The 21,155-nt window shown below is 59.4% G+C and carries 19 protein-coding genes; 12 read left to right on the top strand and 7 right to left on the bottom strand.

All coding sequences use genetic code 11. The annotated features are described in order from the left end of the window. Nucleotides 1–252 precede the first annotated feature (252 nt). The 5 genes from K5Y35_RS10830 (at nucleotide 253) to K5Y35_RS10810 (ending at nucleotide 5,669) form a co-directional block, all read left to right on the top strand. Entirely contained in the window at nucleotides 253–1,455 is a 1,203-nt protein-coding gene (locus K5Y35_RS10830) for an MFS transporter (RefSeq protein WP_222834205.1), read from the top strand. Between the two features lie 239 nt (nucleotides 1,456–1,694). Beyond that, the gene (locus K5Y35_RS10825) at nucleotides 1,695–2,621 is read left to right on the top strand and encodes a DUF72 domain-containing protein (protein ID WP_128615433.1); all 927 of its coding nucleotides are present in this window, start codon (nucleotides 1,695–1,697) and stop codon (nucleotides 2,619–2,621) included. Continuing rightward, nucleotides 2,618–3,415, top strand: coding sequence for an endonuclease/exonuclease/phosphatase family protein (locus K5Y35_RS10820; protein ID WP_123463726.1), 798 nt, complete (start codon nucleotides 2,618–2,620; stop codon nucleotides 3,413–3,415). Before K5Y35_RS10825 ends, K5Y35_RS10820 begins: the two co-directional genes overlap by 4 nt. After that, nucleotides 3,412–4,686, top strand: a complete 1,275-nt coding sequence (gene clsB / locus K5Y35_RS10815; RefSeq protein WP_222834204.1) for a cardiolipin synthase ClsB — start codon at nucleotides 3,412–3,414, stop codon at nucleotides 4,684–4,686. The genes K5Y35_RS10820 and clsB overlap by 4 nt, the downstream gene beginning before the upstream one ends. Then, nucleotides 4,683–5,669, top strand: coding sequence for a lysylphosphatidylglycerol synthase domain-containing protein (locus K5Y35_RS10810; RefSeq protein WP_186746092.1), 987 nt, complete (start codon nucleotides 4,683–4,685; stop codon nucleotides 5,667–5,669). Before clsB ends, K5Y35_RS10810 begins: the two co-directional genes overlap by 4 nt. Before the next feature lie 24 nt (nucleotides 5,670–5,693). Here K5Y35_RS10810 and K5Y35_RS10805 read toward each other — a convergent pair whose 3' ends face one another. The 5 genes from K5Y35_RS10805 to K5Y35_RS10785 all read right to left on the bottom strand — a co-directional run bounded on the left by K5Y35_RS10805 (nucleotide 5,694) and on the right by K5Y35_RS10785 (nucleotide 10,891). After that, a complete protein-coding gene (locus K5Y35_RS10805) occupies nucleotides 5,694–6,452 on the bottom strand; it encodes an alpha/beta hydrolase family protein (RefSeq protein WP_128614745.1) in 759 nt (252 codons plus the stop codon). Next, nucleotides 6,442–7,551, bottom strand: a complete 1,110-nt coding sequence (locus K5Y35_RS10800) for a DUF3182 family protein (protein ID WP_222834203.1) — start codon at nucleotides 7,549–7,551, stop codon at nucleotides 6,442–6,444. The genes K5Y35_RS10805 and K5Y35_RS10800 overlap by 11 nt, the downstream gene beginning before the upstream one ends. A gap of 177 nt (nucleotides 7,552–7,728) precedes the next feature. After that, complete coding sequence (locus K5Y35_RS10795; protein ID WP_222834202.1) at nucleotides 7,729–8,466, bottom strand: TenA family transcriptional regulator; 738 nt, start codon at nucleotides 8,464–8,466, stop codon at nucleotides 7,729–7,731. Nucleotides 8,467–8,563: 97 nt separating this feature from the next. Further along, nucleotides 8,564–9,757, bottom strand: a complete 1,194-nt coding sequence (locus K5Y35_RS10790) for an MFS transporter (protein ID WP_128614742.1) — start codon at nucleotides 9,755–9,757, stop codon at nucleotides 8,564–8,566. Then, entirely contained in the window at nucleotides 9,758–10,891 is a 1,134-nt protein-coding gene (locus K5Y35_RS10785) for a HesA/MoeB/ThiF family protein (RefSeq protein WP_222834201.1), read from the bottom strand. Nucleotides 10,892–11,460: 569 nt separating this feature from the next. On the opposite strand from K5Y35_RS10785, the gene K5Y35_RS10780 reads away from it, so the two are divergent. From K5Y35_RS10780 to K5Y35_RS10755, 6 genes are all read left to right on the top strand, one after another. Further along, nucleotides 11,461–12,129 carry a YjfI family protein gene (locus K5Y35_RS10780; protein WP_123463712.1) on the top strand — a complete coding sequence of 223 codons (669 nt, stop codon included), beginning with the start codon at nucleotides 11,461–11,463 and terminating at the stop codon, nucleotides 12,127–12,129. A 17-nt stretch (nucleotides 12,130–12,146) separates the two neighbouring features. Further along, nucleotides 12,147–12,845 carry a PspA/IM30 family protein gene (locus tag K5Y35_RS10775; protein WP_123463710.1) on the top strand — a complete coding sequence of 233 codons (699 nt, stop codon included), beginning with the start codon at nucleotides 12,147–12,149 and terminating at the stop codon, nucleotides 12,843–12,845. Between the two features lie 209 nt (nucleotides 12,846–13,054). Then, nucleotides 13,055–13,705: a DUF2491 family protein gene (locus K5Y35_RS10770; RefSeq protein ID WP_222834200.1), complete on the top strand. Its 651-nt coding sequence runs from the start codon at nucleotides 13,055–13,057 to the stop codon at nucleotides 13,703–13,705. A 15-nt stretch (nucleotides 13,706–13,720) separates the two neighbouring features. Next, nucleotides 13,721–14,146, top strand: a complete 426-nt coding sequence (locus tag K5Y35_RS10765) for a DUF350 domain-containing protein (RefSeq protein ID WP_123463706.1) — start codon at nucleotides 13,721–13,723, stop codon at nucleotides 14,144–14,146. A 17-nt stretch (nucleotides 14,147–14,163) separates the two neighbouring features. Continuing rightward, a complete protein-coding gene (locus tag K5Y35_RS10760; protein WP_222834199.1) occupies nucleotides 14,164–14,850 on the top strand; it encodes a DUF1190 domain-containing protein in 687 nt (228 codons plus the stop codon). A 2-nt stretch (nucleotides 14,851–14,852) separates the two neighbouring features. Then, a complete protein-coding gene (locus K5Y35_RS10755; RefSeq protein WP_222834198.1) occupies nucleotides 14,853–16,010 on the top strand; it encodes a glutathionylspermidine synthase family protein in 1,158 nt (385 codons plus the stop codon). Nucleotides 16,011–16,167: 157 nt separating this feature from the next. Here the strand turns inward: K5Y35_RS10755 and K5Y35_RS10750 are convergent, their stop codons facing one another. Next, nucleotides 16,168–16,686: a single-stranded DNA-binding protein gene (locus tag K5Y35_RS10750; RefSeq protein WP_007966163.1), complete on the bottom strand. Its 519-nt coding sequence runs from the start codon at nucleotides 16,684–16,686 to the stop codon at nucleotides 16,168–16,170. Between the two features lie 9 nt (nucleotides 16,687–16,695). Continuing rightward, nucleotides 16,696–18,093 carry an MFS transporter gene (locus K5Y35_RS10745; RefSeq protein WP_123463701.1) on the bottom strand — a complete coding sequence of 466 codons (1,398 nt, stop codon included), beginning with the start codon at nucleotides 18,091–18,093 and terminating at the stop codon, nucleotides 16,696–16,698. A 191-nt stretch (nucleotides 18,094–18,284) separates the two neighbouring features. On the opposite strand from K5Y35_RS10745, the gene uvrA reads away from it, so the two are divergent. Then, nucleotides 18,285–21,119: an excinuclease ABC subunit UvrA gene (gene uvrA / locus K5Y35_RS10740; RefSeq protein WP_123463699.1), complete on the top strand. Its 2,835-nt coding sequence runs from the start codon at nucleotides 18,285–18,287 to the stop codon at nucleotides 21,117–21,119. Nucleotides 21,120–21,155: the final 36 nt, after the last annotated feature.

Raw genomic sequence — 21,155 nt, 5'->3', positions numbered from 1 at the left:
GAGGGGATTTATCCCCGTTGGACGGCGAAGCAGCCCCAAAACCTGAATCTTCAATCTCCTGCCAGACCGAGTCGTGAGGTTTTACGACTGCTGCGCAGTCGAACGGGGATAAATCCCCTATCCACAGCGTTCACACCCATCCAGGGATATTTGCGCTGCCGGCAAATATCAAATGCCCGCACCCGTATTTTTCCGCACAAGCCAAACCCCGACACTGCGCTCCATCCAATCAAATCACCCTGGAGTGCCGTGATGCCCATTGCCTTGCTCGCGCTGACCCTCAGCGCTTTCGCCATCGGGACGACCGAGTTCGTCATCGTTGGCCTGCTGCCTACCATTGGCGCCGATCTCGGCGTCAGTCTTCCCTCCGCCGGTTTGCTGGTGAGCCTGTACGCACTGGGCGTGGCCATCGGTGCGCCCGTGTTGACCGCGCTCACCGGCAAGGTCCCGCGCAAACTGTTGCTGCTGTCGCTGATGGTGCTGTTCACCCTCGGCAACCTGCTGGCGTGGATGGCGCCAAGTTATGAATCGCTGGTGCTGGCGCGGATCGTCACCGGTCTGGCCCACGGCGTGTTCTTCTCCATCGGCTCGACCATCGCCACCAGCCTGGTGTCCAAGGAAAAAGCCGCCAGCGCAATTGCGATCATGTTCACCGGCCTCACCGTGGCATTGGTCACCGGCGTGCCGCTGGGTACGTTCATCGGCCAGCATTTCGGCTGGCGTGAAACCTTCCTCGCCGTGTCGGCGCTGGGCGTGATTGCCTTTATCGGCAGCCTGATCTACGTGCCGAGCAACATCGCCCACAGCAAACCGGCGTCGCTGCTGCAACAACTGCAAGTGCTCAAACAACCGCGTCTGTTGCTGGTGTACGCCATGACCGCGATCGGCTACGGCGGCTCGTTCATCGCCTTCACTTTCCTCGCGCCGATCCTTCAGGACATCTCGGGCTTCAGCGCCAGCACGGTGAGCCTGGTGCTGCTGGTGTATGGCGTGTCGGTAGCGGTCGGGAATATCTGGGGCGGCAAGCTGGCGGACAGACGCGGGCCGATCAGCGCCCTGAAAATCATCTTCGCCCTGCTCGCGGCCGTGTTGTTCGTGCTGACCTTCACCGCCGCCAATCCCTGGCTGGCACTGGCCACGGTATTGATCTGGGGCGCAGTAGCGTTCGGCAATGTGCCGGGGCTGCAAGTGTATGTGGTGCGTCAGGCTGAACATCACACGCCGCAAGCCGTGGATGTGGCGTCGGGGCTAAACATTGCTGCGTTCAATCTCGGGATTGCCGGCGGGGCGTGGGGCGGTGGCTTGATCGTTGAACACATCGGCCTGATCCACACGGCGTGGATCGGTGGTCTGGTGGTGTTGGTGGCGTTGGCCCTGACTGCCTGGAGCGGTCGACTGGATCGCCTCGGCCCGACCTATGCCGAAAGCACTTCGCGCATCGTCACCGGCCACTGATTCAACACCTGTGCCCTTGTCGAGGGGGCACTTGTGGGAGGGGGCTTGCTCGCGAAAGCGGGGTATCAGTCGCGATCAACGCTGATTGACCCATCGCCTTCGGGAGCAAGCCCCCTCGCACATTGTTTTTCGTGGAGCGCGCAAAAATGTACCGTCCGTAACGCCACCGAAACTTTCCCGAACCGCCCACAGTCATCAACACACACAGGCTGTACGAGGACTGACTACGGGAGGGCGACATGGCAACGATTCACATCGGTATTTCCGGCTGGCGCTACGCTCCGTGGCGCGGGGATTTCTACCCCAAGGGACTGGCGCAGAAACGTGAATTGCAGTTCGCATCGCGGGCGGTCAACAGCATCGAAATCAATGGATCGTTCTACGCCCTGCAACGGCCCGAACGCTACGCGCAGTGGTACGCCGAAACGCCTGACGACTTCGTGTTCAGCGTCAAGGCGCCGCGCTTCATCACCCACATTCGCCGCTTGCGCGACATCGAAAAACCGCTGGCGAACTTCTTCGCGTCCGGGGTGCTTGAACTCAAGGAAAAACTCGGCCCGATCCTCTGGCAGTTTCCGCCCAACTTCAAATACGAGCCGCAGCGCTTCGAACACTTTCTCGCTCAACTGCCCCATACCCCTGAAGCTGCCGCCGCCCTTGCCCATCAACACGATGCTCACCTGCACGGCCACGCCAGCCTCAAGGCCTACGGCAAAAAAGCGCTGCGCCATGCCGTGGAAATCCGTAACGACAGCTTCATCGACCCGGACTTCGTGCGCCTGCTCAAACGCCACAATACCGCGCTGGTGATCGCCGACACCGCCGGTAAGTGGCCGTACCGCGAAGACCTCACCAGCGACTTCGTCTACCTGCGCCTGCACGGTGCCGAAGAACTCTACGCCAGCGGCTACACCGCGCCGGCCCTCAAGCGCTGGGCCGAGCGTATCGAAGCCTGGCACCACGGCCGGCAACCGCAAGATGCGCAACTGATCGCCCCGCAACTCAAGCCGCGCGCACGTAAATCCCGGGAAGTGTTTTGCTACTTCGACAACGACATCAAAGTCCGTGCGCCCTACGACGCGCGTAATCTGCTGCAGCGTTTCGGGCTCGATAACGACCTCGCCACCGCCCCCGGTGAAAGCGCCGCAGAAGGAGTGTTGCCATGAGCATTCCTGAACCGGTGGGCTTCACCGATGAAGGTTCGGTGGTCGCGCCGACGGTGCGCACTTTCACTGTACTGACGGTCAATACCCACAAGGGCTTCACGGCCCTCAACCGGCGCTTCATCCTGCCGGAACTGCGCGAAGCGGTGCGCAGCGTCGCCGCCGACGTGGTGTTTCTCCAGGAAGTCCACGGCACCCACGAACATCACCCCAAGCGCTATAGCAACTGGCCGACGATGCCGCAGTATGAATTCCTCGCCGACAGCCTCTGGCCGCAGTTCGCCTACGGGCGCAACGCGGTGTATCCGGAGGGCGATCACGGCAATGCGCTGTTGTCGAAATTCCAGATCATCCGCCACGACAACCTCGACGTCTCGATCAGCGGCCACGAGAACCGCGGCCTGCTGCACTGCGTGCTGCGCCTGCCCGGTGACGGGGTCGAGGTGCATGCGATCTGCGTGCACCTGGGCCTGCGCGAAAGCCACCGCAACGCGCAGTTGAAGCTGCTCGGCCAACGCCTTGCGGAACTGCCGGACGATGCCCCGGTGATCATCGCCGGCGACTTCAACGACTGGCGCCAGCGCGCCGATGCGCTCCTCACACCCTGGGGCCTGCGCGAGGTCTTCGCCGAGCATCACGGCAAACCCGCACGCAGCTTTCCGGCGCGCCTGCCGACCCTGCGGCTCGACCGCATTTACGTACGCAACCTCAAGGCCCGCCAGCCGAAAGTCCTGGCGAACCGGCCCTGGTCACACCTTTCCGACCACGCCCCTTTATCGGTGGAGATTGAATTATGAACAGCGCACCGCTGGAGAAATCCACCGTGGAACCGATCAGCATCGCCCCGCCCGTGCGCGAGCCCGGCCAGGTTGACGTCGAGTACAGTTGGCAAGGCAATAACCGTGTCGAACTCCTGGAAAACGGCGAAGAATATTTTCCCCGGGTGTTCGACGCCATGCGTGCGGCGAAAAGTGAAATCCTGCTGGAAACCTTCATCGTTTTCGAAGACAAGGTCGGCGCAGAGTTGCAGCAGATCCTGATCGACGCGGCACAGCGCGGCGTGCGCACCACCGTCAGCCTCGACGGCTTTGGCTGTGGCGAGTTGACCACCGGTTATCTCGCGGCCCTGAATGATGCGGGCGTGCACCTGCAGATGTTTGATCCGGCGCCCAAGCACCTGGGTTTTCGCACCAACTGGTTCCGCCGCTTACACCGCAAAATCGTAGTGGTCGACGGCCTGGTTGCGTTCATTGGCGGGATCAATTTTTCCGGCGATCACCTGGCCGACTTCGGCCCCGAAGCCAAACAGGATTATGCCGTGCAGATTCAGGGCCCAGCGGTTGCTGACCTGCATCACTTTGCCCTGGTGCAAAGCGGTCGCCCCGGACGCGCACGCTTCTGGTGGCAGCGTCGGCGCCAGCGTCGCGCAGACATGGCCTTCAGCGACCACGACGGTCAGGTGCGCCTGGTCTTTCGCGACAACGATCAGCACCACACCGATATCGAGGACGTGTACTTGCAGGCACTGCGCCGGGCCAAACACCGGGTGGTGATCGCCAACGCCTACTTTTTCCCCGGCTACCGTCTGCTGCGCGAGATCCGCAATGCGGCGCGGCGTGGCGTCGATGTACGGCTGATCCTGCAAGGTCAGCCCGATATGCTGGTGGCCAAACTCGCGGCGCGCATGACCTACGACTACCTGCTCAAGGCCGGCGTGCAGATCCACGAGTATTGCCAGCGACCGCTGCACGGCAAGGTGGCGCTGGTGGACGAAGAATGGAGCACCGTCGGCTCGAGCAATCTCGACCCGCTGAGCCTGTCGCTGAATCTGGAAGCCAACGTGCTGATTCGCGATCGGGAATTCAATCAGCATTTGTTCGAGCGCCTCGAAGACCTCAGCCAGAACCACTGCAAGGCCATGGACGCCGACATGTCCCCGCGCGGACGGATCTGGCACATGACCGTAGGTTTTCTGGTGTTTCACTTTCTGCGGCACTTCCCGGCGATGGCCGGTTGGCTGCCGGCGCACAAACCACGGCTCAAGCCGTTTCGAGGTGGCCAGTCATGAGCCACTCCGAAGCACACTCGACAGGCCACGCCGCGCCAGCGACTCACTCGAAATGGAGCCGCTGGAAACGCCCACTGACGCTGTTGTTTTTCCTCGCGTTGATCGTCTTGCTGACGCTGTTCGCCACCCGTATCGAATGGGCCGAAGTGCTGCAAACCCTCGCCGACTTCAAGGTGCGCACACTGATCATCGCTGCCGGCCTGACCTTGCTGAGTTTCCTGACTTACGCCAGTTTCGACCTGATCGGCCGCACCTACATTCGCCAGGACCTGACCTGGAAACAGATCCTGCCCGTGGGGATCATCAGTTACGCGTTCAACCTCAATCTCAGCGCCTGGGTCGGCGGTATCGCCATGCGGTATCGGCTGTATTCGCGCCTGGGCGTGAGCAAAGGCAACATTGCGAAGATTCTCGGCTTGAGTCTGGCGACCAACTGGTTCGGCTACATGACCATTGCCGGTGTGGTATTCAGCAGTGGCCTGGTGCGCATGCCGCCGGGATGGAAACTGAGCAGCGATGCATTGCAGGGCGTCGGTATCCTATTGCTGCTGATCAGCGCCGGGTATCTCGCGGCGTGTCAGTTTTCCAAGCGCCGCGAGTGGTCGATTCGTGGGGTGGAAATCAACCTGCCGTCGCTGCGCATGGCCGTGCTGCAACTGTTGCTCGGTGCCTTGAACTGGTCGCTGATGGCGGCGGTGATCTTCACCCTGCTTCCGAGCAAACTGGATTATCCGCTGGTACTGGGCGTGTTGTTGATCAGCGCGATTGCCGGGGTCATCACCCACATACCGGCGGGGCTGGGTGTGCTGGAAGCGGTGTTCGTCGCGCTGCTGCAACATGAAGCATCACGCGGCAGCCTGGTGGCGGGATTGCTGGCATACCGGGCGATTTATTTTCTGTTGCCGTTGCTGATTACGGTGGTGATGTATTTGCTGGTGGAGGCCAAGGCGAAGGCCTTGCGGATCGAGAAGAAACCGTCCTGAGGTTTTTTGTTGAAGTTGAGAAGGCTATCTCGACTGAATGATGCTCAAGCGCTCCCCCACCACCATCTCGGTAATCCAGTCCACCAGAATCGAGGTATACGCCTGCTGCGACACCGGTTCGCTCAATGCATGATCGGCGCCGTCGATAATCCGGTGCGTCAGCGAATGAGTCTGCTGACACGCCGCGCGATAACTCATGATTGTTGCGTGGGGCACGTAGTCATCGGTTTGCGATTCCACCAGCAACACATCCCCGGTGAATTGCGAACAGGCATGCAGCGCACGGTTAGTGTCGGCACGGACCAAGGTGCTTCGGTAATCACGCAAATCGGCCTTGTCCAGATCGCGCTTGGGCGTGTGCCATTGCTCATCGCGATACAGCGCCGGCACCCGCAGCGCCAGCCAGCGCACCGGACGCAACGAAGTGAGGATCGAGGCGAGGTAACCGCCATAACTGGTGCCGACCACCGCAATCGCCGAGGTGTCGAGCGCAGGGTGCGCGAGCAGGCGGTCGTAGGCTGCGAGCAGATCGCGCAAGTTGTCTTCGCGGGTGACCCGGGTCAGTGGAATGCCGGTGCCACCGGTGTGGCCGCGCAGATCGAAGGTCAGACAGACGCAGCCAAGACCGGCGATGCCTTTCGCCCGCTCCAGGTCGCGCTCCTGGCTACCGCCCCAGCCGTGGACAAACAACACACCGGGCACCTTGGATTTGGGACTGAGAAACGTCCCGCTCATCTGTTCATCATCAATGTCGATTTGAATGCTTTCGCTTCTAGCCGTCATAGGGTTTGACCGTTACGTATTTGAGGAGAAACTCGCTGTTCTCGGCCGGCCCGCGATACACCTCGATGGCGTCCGCCGGCAGTGGCTGATCAACGTAGGTTTCCACCGAAGACACGCGAATCGCGCGCATGCCCGGATCGTTGACGAAGCTTTGCAGCGCCGCCACTTCGGCGCTGCTGGCACCGCCCATGCGCCAGGATTGTTCGAGCACACCACTGCGCGGTTTGCCATTGCTGTCCAGGCCCTGGGCAATGTCGTAGTTGCGGCGCGAAGCGTAGAACCGCGGATAAGCCTCATCCGCCGCCCGGTCGAAGACCTGCGCCTGCTCGATGGCCAGCCGTACAGCGTCCGGCAGTTCCAGCGCCAGCAACTGCGGATAACCGCCCTGCACCACCAGCAGATTCGAACCACCATAGACGTCTTCGCCATGGGCATCTTGAGTCAAGTATTGATCACCGCAGTAGCTCAGCACCTTGCCGCCGATGAATGACTGGCCGACGCTATGGGTGATCACTTCACTCAGGTCCTGCTCCAGCACCACACCATCGCGAAACAACTCTGCAGCTTCAGCTCGGGCAAGTACCTCGTCGAACGCGTCGAGGCTGTTGATAACTTCCTGGCCGCGACCGGCACAGGCGTGAGTCGGCTTCAGGCGGATCGGCCCGCTGTGCAGCAAATGCTCGGCAGCCGGTCGCGCATCTTCCAGAGCAAACACGGTAAGGCCATCGAGCACCACGTCGCGCACACGCTTGGAGAACAAAGGCGCCCAGCCCTGGGGCGCGTGGGCCAGATGACTGCGCAGGCCGTGGCTGATGGCTTTGGTGCAGATGAAATCGTGTTCGACGAATCCGCCCCACAAGTCATTCGCACCTTTGATGCCCAATTGCTGCGCCTGTTTGGCGCCAACAATGGTTTGCGTCGGCAGCCAGTACAGGTCGCGACCACGGTGTTTTTCCGGGTCGTAGCTACCACCGAATTTGAGCCCGATGATGTGTGCCAGCCAGCGTGCCAGTGCCTTGTTGGTCTGCACTTCGTGCTGTGGCGCCCCGTTACGAACTGAATGGGCGACTACCAATTTTTTGCTCGGCGTTGGGGTCATGCGTCCCCCTTCAGCGACTCGATGAATGTAGTCGTTGGAAGTGCAGAGTTCAGGCCAATCGCCGCGCAACAAGAATGCACAATGAATCAAGCGCTTGCGCCAACATTGATGGCACCGGGCCTGTTTCAATCTGCACGAACATCCGGTAATGCCCGGCAATTTGCATGATCGCGCGACCTACCTTTGCTCTCGAACTTCCCTCCATATAGCGTCAAACATGACGCATCGCTTGTTGATCGCCTGACGCCCGATTTGCATCGCAATCACCTTTGCTTCAGGTGCGTGTCGAGTCAATCGCCCCAGAATCTTCAGCATGGTGACCGCGTGCCCTTCATCTTCTTCGATGTGTATGCGGAAAAACTCCAGACCTTCCTCACTGATATTCAGCCTCTCCAGCGCCGCCAGAATCGGTTTGTAGAGCAATGGCACGATGGCTTCAGCCCCCAGGCATAGCGCCGCGAGCCCCTCAACCGGATTTTCACTGCGGCAAAATTTCATGATCGAATGGGTAAATTCAATGGTCTGGGGCAAAGGCGGCTGCGCCGTGGCGTGGGTGCCCACAATCTTGAGAGATCGTTGGAACAGATCGGCATGGGTGACTTTATCGTCACCGTCAATACCCATTTCCTCCTGCAGGTTTTCCATTAAAAGCTTGATGTCGTCGAGTGAATCAAGGCGATTGATAACCGCACAAAGAAAGCGAGTGAAGTTTCGAGAGTAGTAATGATGCTGCACCAGAAAATAGCGCATGCCACTCAAAGAAACATGGCCACTCCCCATTGCCACCAACAGTTCATGATGAACCAGTCTATTTAACGCGCCAGCGTCCAGCCACGTGTCCCATATGGACCCACCGGTGACCGCTTGAATAGCATGCACTACATCATCGCCGTATAACTTGTTATCTTTTTGCACCATAAAATTCCTTTTAACTCTCACCCGGCCATCCAATGACCAAACCATTCAGTGACAAACGAACCAAAGCACTTAAGTCCTGACGGCAGTGTTTTAATCACTGTGCATCACTGCAAACAACTTGTCGCTCATACCTGGCGAGAAAATAAGCACACAGAGAGGCAAAAATAATACACAGACCACCTGACGCAAGAATAAGAGCGCTGCTGGAAAATTGGAGCAACAGCCATCCACTGAGCAAGCTTGCGGGCGGAATAGCCAGATAGGCAATGAGCCTGGTGACCCCGACAGTCCGCCCCAGAATGGCTTGCGGAACCACTTGTTGGCGATAGGTGAAAAAAGCGATGACCACCACGGATTGGCAGCAGGTGGAAAGCGCCCAAAGCGCCGCGAGTGTCCAGGGCTCGCTCGCCAGCGCTGCGGCCAACGTGAAGATCCCTGCCAGCAGGCAACTGCCCCGGATGAGCACGCCAGCCGGATAGCGCTTCACAAAAACTGCACCTGTTGCTGATCCGGCAACGGCACCTGCGCCAATGAGTCCGTAGTAGTAGCCGACATCGCTCAACGGCACAGCCAGGAGCGTGGTGAAAACATAGATCAGGCTGGCACCGATCAGGGCAAAACCGAAGTTGCAGAAGAAGAACAGCACAACCAATGAACACAGTTCTCGATGCCGAAGGACATAGAGCAGCCCGGCTTTGATTTCGGTGAAGACCCGGGTGGTGGCGGGCTGAGGTTTGCCCTGCTCTTTTAGCCAGTAGCAAAGCGGCAGAGAGAGCGCAAAGCCGACAATACTGACAACGAGAATCCGCTCCTTGGTGCTGAAAGCCAGTACCGCTGCCACGCTGATCGGCGCAACGATGCGAATGATGTTGTCACTGGCGTTGACGATCGCATTGAACCGATGAAGTTTTCGCCCCTCGACCAGCGCAGGAGCGATGCTCTGAAATACCGGGTGATGGGTTGCGCCAACGCTTGCCAGCATGAAGCTCAGCAGCAACAGCGTGATGCTCAAGGCGTCCCCGGACAAGGTGCTCACGGCGACATACATCAGGCTGCCGATGGCAATGTTGATAAGATCGCCACCGATCAGAAATCGCCGCTTGCTGTAGCGATCACTCCACACCCCGGCAAAGGGGGTGACCAGTATGTAAGGCGCCATCGCCGCGAAAAAAGCCAGCGATGTCCAGACAGGGGAGCCTGTCTGCTCATAGACGTAAAGCGGGATGAGAAATGCAATGGCCCATGAGCAAACGGACGTGATGACATAGGACGCCAGCAGCTTGAACATCTAGACGGTCTCCGTCTGCACGGATAGCTGCTGCGAATTGGCGAGATGCCCGCACACCGGGCAGTCCGGATTCTGCTGCCAGACTTCGGCAATGCCGACATCCAGATCGTCGAAGGTGAATTCCTTGAGCTTGTTGGTCAATTGTGGCGGCTGGCAGCCGGTAAGGATCTTGACGGTTTCGCTCACCATCATGCCCGCGGTCACGGCCACCAGGGTCACCAGTGCCGGGCCTGGGTGCCGGTAGGTTATGTCGTGTTGCTTGGCCATGGTCGAAATACTGTTAACCAGGCTGCTTTTGTTGCGCGCCGAAGTCAGCCAACAAGCACCGCACCCCGAGCTGCCGGGTACCACCGAATAGAAAACCGAGCGGCGCACATCGAGCCCACCGGATATGAAGGGGACGCCCTCCTGAACGCAGGCCTCGTTCAGCCAGTCGGCCATGTAGTTCGCGGGTTTGTCGGCAACGCAAATCACAATATCGTGGCCACTTACGACTCTGGCGACATCCTGAGCCGATTCAAGGCGCGTCTCATGGGCGGTGATGTCGAGGTGACTGTTGAACTCAAGCAACCGGCGCCGGGCGGTCTCGACCTTCGGCATCCCGATGTCGCTCTCCTTGTAAAGGATCTGTCGATTCAGGTTGCTCAACTCGATCTTGTCAAAATCAAGGATCGTCAGGTGATGTACACCCAGCGCTACCAGATCGAACAGGATATGGGTGCCGAGCCCGCCGCAACCCAGTACGCAGACCCTGGCCGCACGCAGTTTCTCCTGAGAGGAAAACTTGTTCTCTCCCACCGCCGCCATCGACCCGAAAAAATCGATGTTTCGGGAAAATCTGTTGCGATCATGCTCCGAAAGAGAAGTCGTCTCGAACGCATCAGGACTCTCGACCAGTCGGTATCTGATCAAATCCTGCGCAACGCTGCGCAGATCCTCCTGATCCACTGCGGGATAACGTTCGGCCACCTGGTTAATCATCGTTTCGAATGGCGCACTGCCGTCCAGTGCAGTTGCGAATTCCCAGATAGCACCATAGGGGTCGGGGATCTTCGCGTATTGCCCGTTGAACCGCAGAACAACCTGGCCTTCAAGTTTGAACGGAATGATGGTCGGCTTCAGGCAAAGTTTCATATAGCAGCCTCAGATACAGTTAAAAACAAGTTCATCAAGAACCAGGGCCATAAGGCCCCGGTTCTCATTGGCTAGCTCAGCCGATCTGAGAATCGCCAGCGGAAGATGCTTTTTCGAAAGTCATAATGATTTCCTCAAAAAGTTAAAGGGCCAGTGGTCGAACCAACTTCCCACCGGAGTGAAGGTGTGCACACACAAAACCTAGAATAAGTTTTCGAGAGTTGCGAACCCGCGTTATTTCTTAATGTTACTCAAATAAAAAGCGCACCATCACTCCTACTGCATGCAAGTATTAGCTCTTACAGAAATCAGAAAAAGCAATGTAGGAATATTCACTAAAACTTAAACAACAAAAAACAACTACTAAAATCCAAAATAATTTTGACGAGCTGACACAACATTTCAGATACCACCAGGCGATGTGTTCCTCACGGCAAAAACACTGACGAACCGTGCGCGTCAGGACTTTTTCGATGCATCGAAAAAATCTCACGCGTGAGCCATTGATGGCACTTTGAATTGGTTGTAGTGTGGCTCACGCGTGAGATGTTCATAACGGAGTCATCGCCATGAAAAGCCGCTCCCCCACTGTTGCGTCAGAGAGCCCAAAGGGAGAGCGCTCGAAACCGTCCGCGAAAAAGCCGTCGAGCTTCTACATGAAGCAGATGCGTGCGGGCCTGGCTGCCGCCGGTTATGTGAAACACGAAACTTGGGTGCTTCCGGAAAACCGAAGCTTGCTCAAGCAAATGGAGCAACAGCTACGCCAACCGATTCTGGCTGGCTCATTCATGTCGGAGAATTACATGAGCGCAGGCAACAACTGGAACATTGATAGCCTCTTCAACGCCCTCAAGGCACTGGATGAGGTGGCTTCGCACGAGATCACACTGTCTCTGATCCAGAGCTCCGAACCCAGCATCAAGCTGGAAATGAACGAATTCGGCGGTCTGCCGATTCACATCGCCCTGGCCGGTGCACAGATCATCGTCGACACCGTGCTGGTGGACAGCGATTCGATCACTGACGTGCGCGCCTTCAACGACGCCGTGCTGCGCAGCCGGGAAATGTTCCCGCTGTCGTCGATCGGTATCGAGTCGATGCCGAACGGGCAGACCGTTTACAACATGTTTGGCGCCCTCAGCGCCGACTCGAGCCTGACCAACGTCGTCACCGAGGTGAAAACCCTGGTCGACAACGTGCAGCGCGCGAGCGAAGCCTTCGAACACTTCTTCAAGTAATCAACAGGGAATATCCAATGACTCAGTCCATCTGGAGCAAGTTGTTCACCGCACTGCGCGGCGGCGCCAATGAAGTCGGCGAAGCGATCGTCGATCAACAGGCCCTGCGCATCCTCGACCAGGAAATCCGCGACGCCGACACCGCGCTGTCCAACGCCCGTCGCGAACTGGTCACCATCATGGCCAAGCACAAACTGGCAGCCGACCGCGTGAGCGAGTACGACGCCAAGATCAAGGACCTGGAAGCCAAGGCGGTCTCGGCCCTGAACGCTGGCCGTGAAGACCTCGCCATGGAAGTGGCCGAAGCGATTTCGACCCTGACCAATGACCTCACCGCCGAGAAAAAGCTCAGCGACGAATTCGGCACCTACGCCGAAAACATGCGCAAGGACATCAACAAGGCCGAAGCGCGAATCAAGAGCCTGCGCCAGCAAGTGGACATGGCCAAGGCCCGCGACAGCGTGCAGAAAGCCCAAGTCAGCGCATCCATCGCCAGCGGCGGCGCCAACGGCAAACTGGAAACGGCCGTCGGCACCCTGAACCGCCTGCAAGCCAAGCAGCAGCAACGCGCGGCCGAGTTGAGCGCGGCGGACGAACTGGCCGACGCTTCGACCGGCAACGATCTGGAACGCAAACTGCGCGACGCTGGCATCACGCCGAACGAAGGCAGCGCCAATGCGATCCTCGAGCGCCTGAAGCAGAAGTCCGCTCAGTAAACCCATAAACAAAACCGGTGGGAGCGGGCTTGCTCGCGAAGACGCAGTGTCAAACGACATCCCTGTTGAATGACATTCCCTCTTCGCGAGCAAGCCCGCTCCCGCATGGTTTGTGCAGTGCAAATGTCACTGCTCGTTCGCCGCCCGGCCCGGTACACTAGCGGCGCTTTTTACGACGAACACCTCCACCCGCCTCAAGGAACGTACCCATGGGATGGTTTAAAGATTTGCTGGGCACCAGCAACTGGCAGGCCGCTGCGCCAACCTCGACCGCCGCCAGCGGCCCACTCGGGATGGCCCAGGGCAAAGGCGTCCGGTTCGATTCGACCCTGGCGCTGCTGCTCGACGGTTCGACGTCGGTTCGGGTGCCTTTCGATCAGGCGATCTGGAGCGCAGGCTGGGTGGACCTCGGCCAGTCCAACAAACTGCACCGCTATTACATGAACGACGAGGATTTCTGGGTACAGATCCACGTCACCGGTGATGACCAGGTCGAATCGGTCACCCTGTTCAACTACCTCAGCTACGTGACCGTGAACAGTGACGCCGAACTGCAGCGCCTGGCCGGCCCCAACAGCCTGATCGGTCTGCCGGCCTACACCCATCAGGGTGTCGAATACCTCCGCGAATGGGGCACCGAACAAGGCCAGACCGAACTGGTGCCGATGACCGAACACGTGGTCAATCCGGACGAGAGCTACACCATCAACCATCACTCGATGCTTTACGCGCGCGACACCGGCCTGACCGATCGCCGCGAACTGCTGCTGTTCTCCGTCGAACAAGACGAAGAAGGCACCGTCAGCCTGAGCACCTCACTGGGCATCTCGCTGTACACGACTGACCTGGGCACCATTTAAATAAGGAAGTTTTTCATGCTGGAAGTGCTGGCCGTTTCCCTGAACAAGACCGCGTTGACCGGTTTCGCTGTCTACCTGATCGGCGCCGTGCTGCTGTTCATGCTGTTTCAATTCATCTACACCCGCATCACCCCGCACAAAGAGTTCGAGCTGATTCGCGCCGGCAACAGTGCTGCGGCCATCGCCCTGGCCGGTGCAATCATCGGGTTCGCGATTCCGGCAAGCAACATCATCTCCCACTCGGTCAACGTCCTCGACTTCGTACTCTGGGCGGTGATTGCGGCCGTGGTGCAACTGCTGGCATTCCTGGCAACCGGTCTGGTGCTCAAGGGCACGTCCCAGCGCATCGCCAACGGTGAAATCGCCTCGGGCATCTACGTGGCCGCAGTGGCCATCAGCGTCGGCATGCTCAACGCCGCATGCATGACCCCGTCCAACTGATCGGCAGGAAGCCTTCGATGAAACGCAGCAAGTACGTTCAACTGTCCCTCGCCGCTTCAGTGGCGCTGGCGATTTCCGGCGAGGTGGCCGCGCAGGACACGCAACGCTTTCAATCTGTCGAGGAGTGCGTCGGCGCCGAAGTGGCCGCCGATGCCTGCACCAACGCCTACGTCGCGGCGCTGACCGAGCACCGGCGCATTGCACCGGCCTACGACGACAAGGCCCAGTGCGATGCAGATTTTGCCGCGGACTGGTGTCAAAAAAATTCCGCTGGCCGCTTTGTACCGAAACTCGGCGGGTTCAAGGTGCCGCAAAACGGTGAAGCACCGCAGAATCTCGACGCTGTGGCCAATGCGCAAATGCCCGCGGGTGAAGCAGCGGCTGCACAGCATGTGCAAAGCACGTCCCACTCTTCCGGGGGCGGGGGCAATGGCTGGTTGAGTGGCTGGCTGATCGGCAACGCGATGAGCAACAACGCGAACCGTACGGTATATCGAGATCGCGACGATGACCGCCAGACCTACACCACCTCGACGCAATACCGCAAAATCGAGTCGGCACCGACGAGTCGTACCGACACCAGCAGCTACGACAGCACTCGAAGCAAATCGGTAAATGTCGCTTCCTCGACCTCCCGCGGCGGCTTCGGCAGTCAGTCTTCGGCGCGCAGCGGTTGGGGCGGCTGGGGCAGTTCGAGCAGCTGACCATGAAGAAGATCCACTGCGCCGAGCGCCCCGACTGGCAACAGACCGCCGAAGAGCTCGGTTTTCTGTTCCACACCATCGACGACGAACCGTACTGGGACGAAAGCGCTTACTACCAGTTCACGCTCGCTCAGATCGAAAACGATCTGGAGGACCCGACCACCGAACTCCACGAGATGTGCATGGATCTGGTCGATCGCGTGGTGCGCAGCGAAGAACTGCTGGATCGTCTGAGTATTCCGGTTTCGTACTACGACATGATCCGAACATCCTGGCTGGAAGGTCATCCGCATCTGTACGGACGCATGGACTTTTCCTACAGCGGCAACGGCCCGGCGAAACTGCTGGAGCTCAACTACGACACACCGACCAGCCTCTATGAAGCGGCGGCGTTTCAGTGGGGCTGGCTGGAACAATGCATCGAGCGCGGGATGCTGCCGCGCCATGCCGACCAGTTCAACAGCATTGATACCAAACTGCATCAGGCGTTTTCCGAGTTGCGGCTCAAGCGGCCGTTCTACTTCGCCTCGATGAAAGATTCCGTCGAAGACCGCGGCACCACCGACTATCTGCGCCTGATCGCAGAAAAAGTCGGCATCGAGTCGCGGCACATCGACATCGAAGACATCGGCCTGACAGCCGAAGGCCGCTTCGTTGATCTGCAGGATCGCTGGATCCCGCACCTGTTCAAGCTCCATGCCTGGGAGTTCATCTTCCACGAACCGTTTGGGCCAGCGATTGCCGAGTGCGACACGCAGTTCTTCGAACCCGCATGGAAGTCGATCCTGTCGAACAAGGGCGCGCTGCCATTGCTGTGGGAGCTGCATAAGGGGCACCCGAACCTGCTCGCGGCGCACCTTGATCCAAATCCAGCCAGTGCGGTGCCGAAAGGCTGGGTGCGCAAACCGTATTTCTCCCGCGAAGGCGCCAACATCGAACTGCAAACGGCGGAAGGTCTGATCGTCAAAGAGGACGGACCTTACACCGATGCGCCGTTTATCCTGCAGGCGTTTGCGCCGTTACCGAAGTTCGATGACAGCTACACCCTGATCGGCTCGTGGGTGATTGGCGACCAGGCGGCGGGGATTGGTGTGCGCGAAGACAACAGCCTCATTACGAAAGACTCCAGCCGGTTTCTGCCCCACTTGATCCTCGACTGAAAACGAACAACCTGTGCGAGCCTGCTCGCGATAACCGACTGTCATTCAATAAATGTTTTGACTGACCCGACGCCTTCGCAAGCAGGCTCGCTCCCACAAAAAAGGCCCGTCGCTTGTCGCGACGGGCCTTTTTATTTAACGCGGATGCAGCAACCAATCAGAACGGAATATCGTCATCAAAGCTGTCGAAATCCGGAGCCGGTTGCGGTGCGGCCTGCTGTGGAGCCGGGGCCGGGCGCTGTTGCGGAGCCGACTGCTGCGGGCGTGGCGCCTGCTGACGCGGAGCCTGCTGCTGGTAGTTGTTGCCACCGCCTTGTTGGTCGCCCTGCTGTGGACGGCCGCCGAGCAGTTGCATGGTGCCTTGCATGTCGACCACGATTTCGGTGGTGTAACGCTTGATACCGTCTTTTTCCCACTCGCGGGTCTGCAGCTTGCCTTCGATGTAGACCTGCGAACCCTTGCGCAGGTATTCGCCGGCGATCTCGGCAACCTTGCCGAACATCGACACACGGTGCCATTCGGTCTTCTCGACCTTCTGACCGGTTTGCTTGTCGGTCCACTGTTCGCTGGTTGCCAGACTCAGGTTGGTCACGGCGTTACCGTTAGGCAGGTAGCGAACTTCGGGATCCTGGCCGCAAGTGCCGACCAATATGACTTTGTTAACCCCACGGGCCATAACGTTCTCCTAGGCTTCGCAAGCAGCCCCGGCCGGGTTGTTGACCAGGCGTTCGAGGGTGTCGCGATCCACTAATTCTTTGTCCAGTTTGATGTAAACAGCCGCTTCGTCAGCGACTATCACTGCATCTGTTACCCCTACGAGGGCCTTGAGGCGCTCGACCAGACCCGCTTCACGGATCGCCTCGGGCGACAACGGCAAGCGCAGACTCGTCACGTAGGGAGGTTCGCGCATGGTAACAGCAAAGGCCAGCCAGATGGCAGCCAGACCGGCACATCCAAGGAACACAACCGACAGACCGCCATGCTGAAACAGCCAGCCGCCAAGTATCCCGCCGAGTGCCGAACCCAGGAATTGACTGGTGGAATACACGCCCATCGCCGTGCCCTTCCCGCCCGCCGGTGAAACCTTGCTGATCAGCGACGGCAATGAGGCCTCCAGCAGATTGAACGCGGTGAAAAACACCACCGTGCCGATCACCAGCGCCCGCAAGCTGTCACCGAACTGCCAGAAGAATAGCTCAGTGAGCATCAGCGTCATGACGGCGCCGAGCAAAACTCGTTTCATTTTGCGTTTCTTCTCGCCATAGATGATGAACGGGATCATGGCGAAGAACGAAATCAACAACGCGGTGAGGTAGACCCACCAGTGCTGTTCCTTGGGCAAACCGGCCTTTTCCACCAGCGCCAGCGGCAAGGCCACGAAGCTCGACATCAACATGGCATGTAACACAAAGATGCCCAGATCCAGGCGCAGCAGATCCGGATGCTTGAGCGTCGGCATCAACGCCTGCCGCGCAACACCGGACTCACGATGCTGCAATGGCCCGGTGGACTTCGGCACCACGAACAGGATGATGGCGATACCAATCAGGGCCATCGCCCCGGTGGCGAGGAACAAGCCCGAGAGCCCGAAAGCCCGGGTCAACAACGGCCCGACGACCATGGCCACGGCAAACGACAGACCGATGGTCATGCCGATCATGGCCATCGCCTTGGTGCGGTGCTGTTCGCGAGTGAGATCGGAGAGCAAGGCCATGACCGCCGCGGAAATCGCCCCGGCGCCTTGCAGGATGCGACCGGCGATCACGCCCCAGATCGAATCCGCCTGCGAGGCCAGCACACTGCCAAGGGCGAAGACGATCAAGCCCAGGTAAATGACGGGGCGCCGGCCAATACGGTCGGAAATGATCCCGAACGGAATCTGGAAAATCGCCTGGGTCAGGCCGTAAGCGCCGATGGCCAACCCGATCAAGGCCGGGGTCGCGCCCGCCAGATCCATGCCATAGGTCGCCAGGACCGGCAACACCATGAACATGCCAAGCATACGGAAGGCGAACACCAGGGCCAGACCGCTCGCCGCGCGGGTCTCGCTACCACTCATGCGTTCGCTGTGGGGATCGTGCATGGAAAAACCTCGTGTGAACCGGCGGCGATTCTACCAGTCCCATCGAAAGACGGGGTATATCGCGACGCTTTGCCACGTATAGATGAAACTCTCTTCATGTAGAGCAAAAAACGCTTCGCTTGATAGTGTGCATCCATCCAGTATTTGCCCGTATACTCCTACGTTTTCGACGCCCGCCGAGCGAGGCCACTTTGGACAAGATCCTGATACGTGGGGCCCGTACCCACAACCTGAAGAACATCGACCTGACCCTGCCACGGGACAAACTGATCGTCATCACCGGCCTGTCCGGATCCGGCAAATCGTCTCTGGCCTTCGACACGCTGTACGCCGAAGGTCAGCGCCGTTATGTCGAATCGCTGTCGGCCTACGCCCGTCAGTTCCTGTCGATGATGGAAAAACCCGACGTCGATACCATCGAAGGCCTGTCGCCGGCGATCTCCATCGAACAGAAGTCGACCTCGCACAACCCGCGCTCCACGGTCGGCACCATCACCGAAATCTACGACTACCTGCGTCTGCTGTATGCACGCGTCGGTACGCCGCGCTGCCCCGATCACGATATTCCGCTGGAAGCACAGACCGTCAGCCAGATGGTCGACCTGGTGCTGGCCCAACCGGAAGGCAGCAAACTGATGTTGCTGGCGCCGGTGATCCGCGAACGCAAGGGCGAGCACTTGTCGGTGTTCGAGGAATTGCGCGCGCAGGGCTTCGTCCGCGCGCGGGTCAACGGCCGCATTTGCGAGCTTGATGAACTGCCGAAACTGGACAAGCAGAAGAAGCACTCGATCGACGTGATCGTCGACCGCTTCAAGGTCCGCGCCGACCTGCAGCAACGTCTGGCCGAGTCATTCGAGACCGCGCTGAAACTGGCAGACGGCATTGCCCTGGTCGCGCCGATGGACGACGAGCCGGGCGAAGAGATGATCTTCTCCGCACGCTTTGCCTGCCCGATCTGCGGCCATGCGATCAGCGAGCTGGAACCCAAGCTGTTCTCCTTCAATAACCCGGCCGGCGCCTGCCCGACCTGTGACGGTCTGGGCGTTAAGCAATTCTTCGACATCAAACGCCTGGTCAACGGCGACCTGACACTGGCCGAAGGGGCGATCCGCGGCTGGGACCGGCGCAACGTCTATTACTTCCAGATGCTCGGGTCACTGGCCTCGCACTATGGCTTCAGTCTGGAAGTACCGTTCAACGAACTGCCCGCCGACCAGCAGAAATTCATCCTGCACGGCAGCGGTTCGCAAAACGTCGATTTCAAATACCTGAACGACCGCGGCGATATCGTCAAACGCTCGCACCCGTTCGAAGGCATCGTGCCGAACCTCGAGCGCCGCTACCGCGAGACCGAGTCGGCCAGCGTGCGTGAAGAACTGGCCAAGTTCCTCAGCACCCAGGCTTGCCCGGACTGCCGTGGCACTCGCCTGCGCCGTGAGGCGCGGCACGTATGGGTAGGTGAGAAAACCCTGCCGGCGGTGACCAATCTGCCGATCGGCGATGCGTGCGAGTATTTCGGCGAGCTGAAGATGACCGGCCGCCGCGGCGAAATTGCCGACAAGATTCTCAAGGAGATTCGCGAGCGTCTGCAGTTTCTGGTCAACGTCGGCCTTGACTACCTGTCGCTCGATCGCAGTGCGGACACCCTGTCCGGCGGTGAGGCACAGCGGATTCGTCTGGCCAGCCAGATCGGTGCAGGTCTGGTCGGGGTGCTGTACATCCTCGACGAGCCTTCCATCGGCCTGCACCAGCGCGACAATGATCGCTTGCTCGGCACCCTCAAGCACCTGCGCGATATCGGCAACACGGTGATTGTGGTCGAGCACGACGAAGACGCCATTCGTCTGGCTGACTATGTCGTGGATATCGGCCCGGGTGCCGGCGTGCATGGTGGGCAGATCGTCGCCGAAGGTACGCCAGCCGAAGTCATGGCGCATCCTGACTCCCTGACGGGCAAGTATCTGTCCGGGCGAGTGAAAATCGAAGTGCCCGCCAAACGCACACCGCGCAACAAGAAGCTGACCCTGTCGCTCAAGGGCGCGCGCGGCAACAACCTGCGCAACGTCGACCTGGAAATCCCGATTGGTCTGCTGACGTGTGTGACCGGTGTGTCCGGCTCGGGCAAATCAACCCTGATCAACAACACGCTGTTCCCGCTGAGCGCCACGGCACTCAATGGTGCGACCACGCTGGAAGCTGCCGCGCACGACAGCATCAAAGGCCTGGAACATCTCGACAAGGTGGTCGATATCGACCAGAGCCCGATCGGTCGTACGCCGCGTTCCAACCCGGCAACCTACACCGGCCTGTTCACTCCGATCCGCGAACTGTTCGCCGGCGTGCCCGAGTCGCGCTCCCGTGGCTATGGTCCGGGGCGTTTCTCGTTCAACGTCAAGGGCGGGCGCTGTGAAGCGTGCCAGGGCGATGGCCTGATCAAGGTGGAAATGCACTTCCTGCCGGACATCTACGTGCCGTGCGACGTGTGCAAGAGCAAGCGCTACAACCGCGAAACCCTTGAGATCAAATACAAGGGCAAGAGCATCCACGAAACGCTCGAAATGACCATCGAGGAAGCGCGGGAGTTCTTCGACGCGGTACCGGCGCTGGCGCGCAAGCTGCAGACGCTGATGGACGTCGGTCTGTCGTACATCAAGCTCGGGCAGTCGGCGACGACCTTGTCCGGCGGTGAAGCGCAGCGGGTCAAGCTGTCACGCGAGCTGTCCAAGCGCGATACCGGCAAGACCTTGTATATCCTCGATGAGCCGACCACCGGCCTGCACTTCGCGGATATCCAGCAATTGCTCGACGTACTGCACCGCTTGCGCGACCACGGCAACACCGTGGTGGTGATCGAACACAACCTCGACGTGATCAAGACCGCCGACTGGCTGGTCGACCTCGGGCCGGAGGGTGGCTCCAAAGGTGGACAGATCATCGCCACCGGCACCCCGGAACAAGTGGCCGAGATGAAACAATCTCACACGGGGCATTACCTCAAGCCGTTGCTGATTCGCGATCGCGCTTAAACGCCGGGCATGAAAAAGCCCCTGTCACCGCAACAG

The sequence above is a fragment of the Pseudomonas sp. SC3(2021) genome (assembly GCF_019856535.1).
Lineage (GTDB): Bacteria > Pseudomonadota > Gammaproteobacteria > Pseudomonadales > Pseudomonadaceae > Aquipseudomonas > Aquipseudomonas monsensis.
Note: the sequence above shows the minus strand (reverse complement) of the source record. Positions and strands in the feature narration are given on the sequence as shown.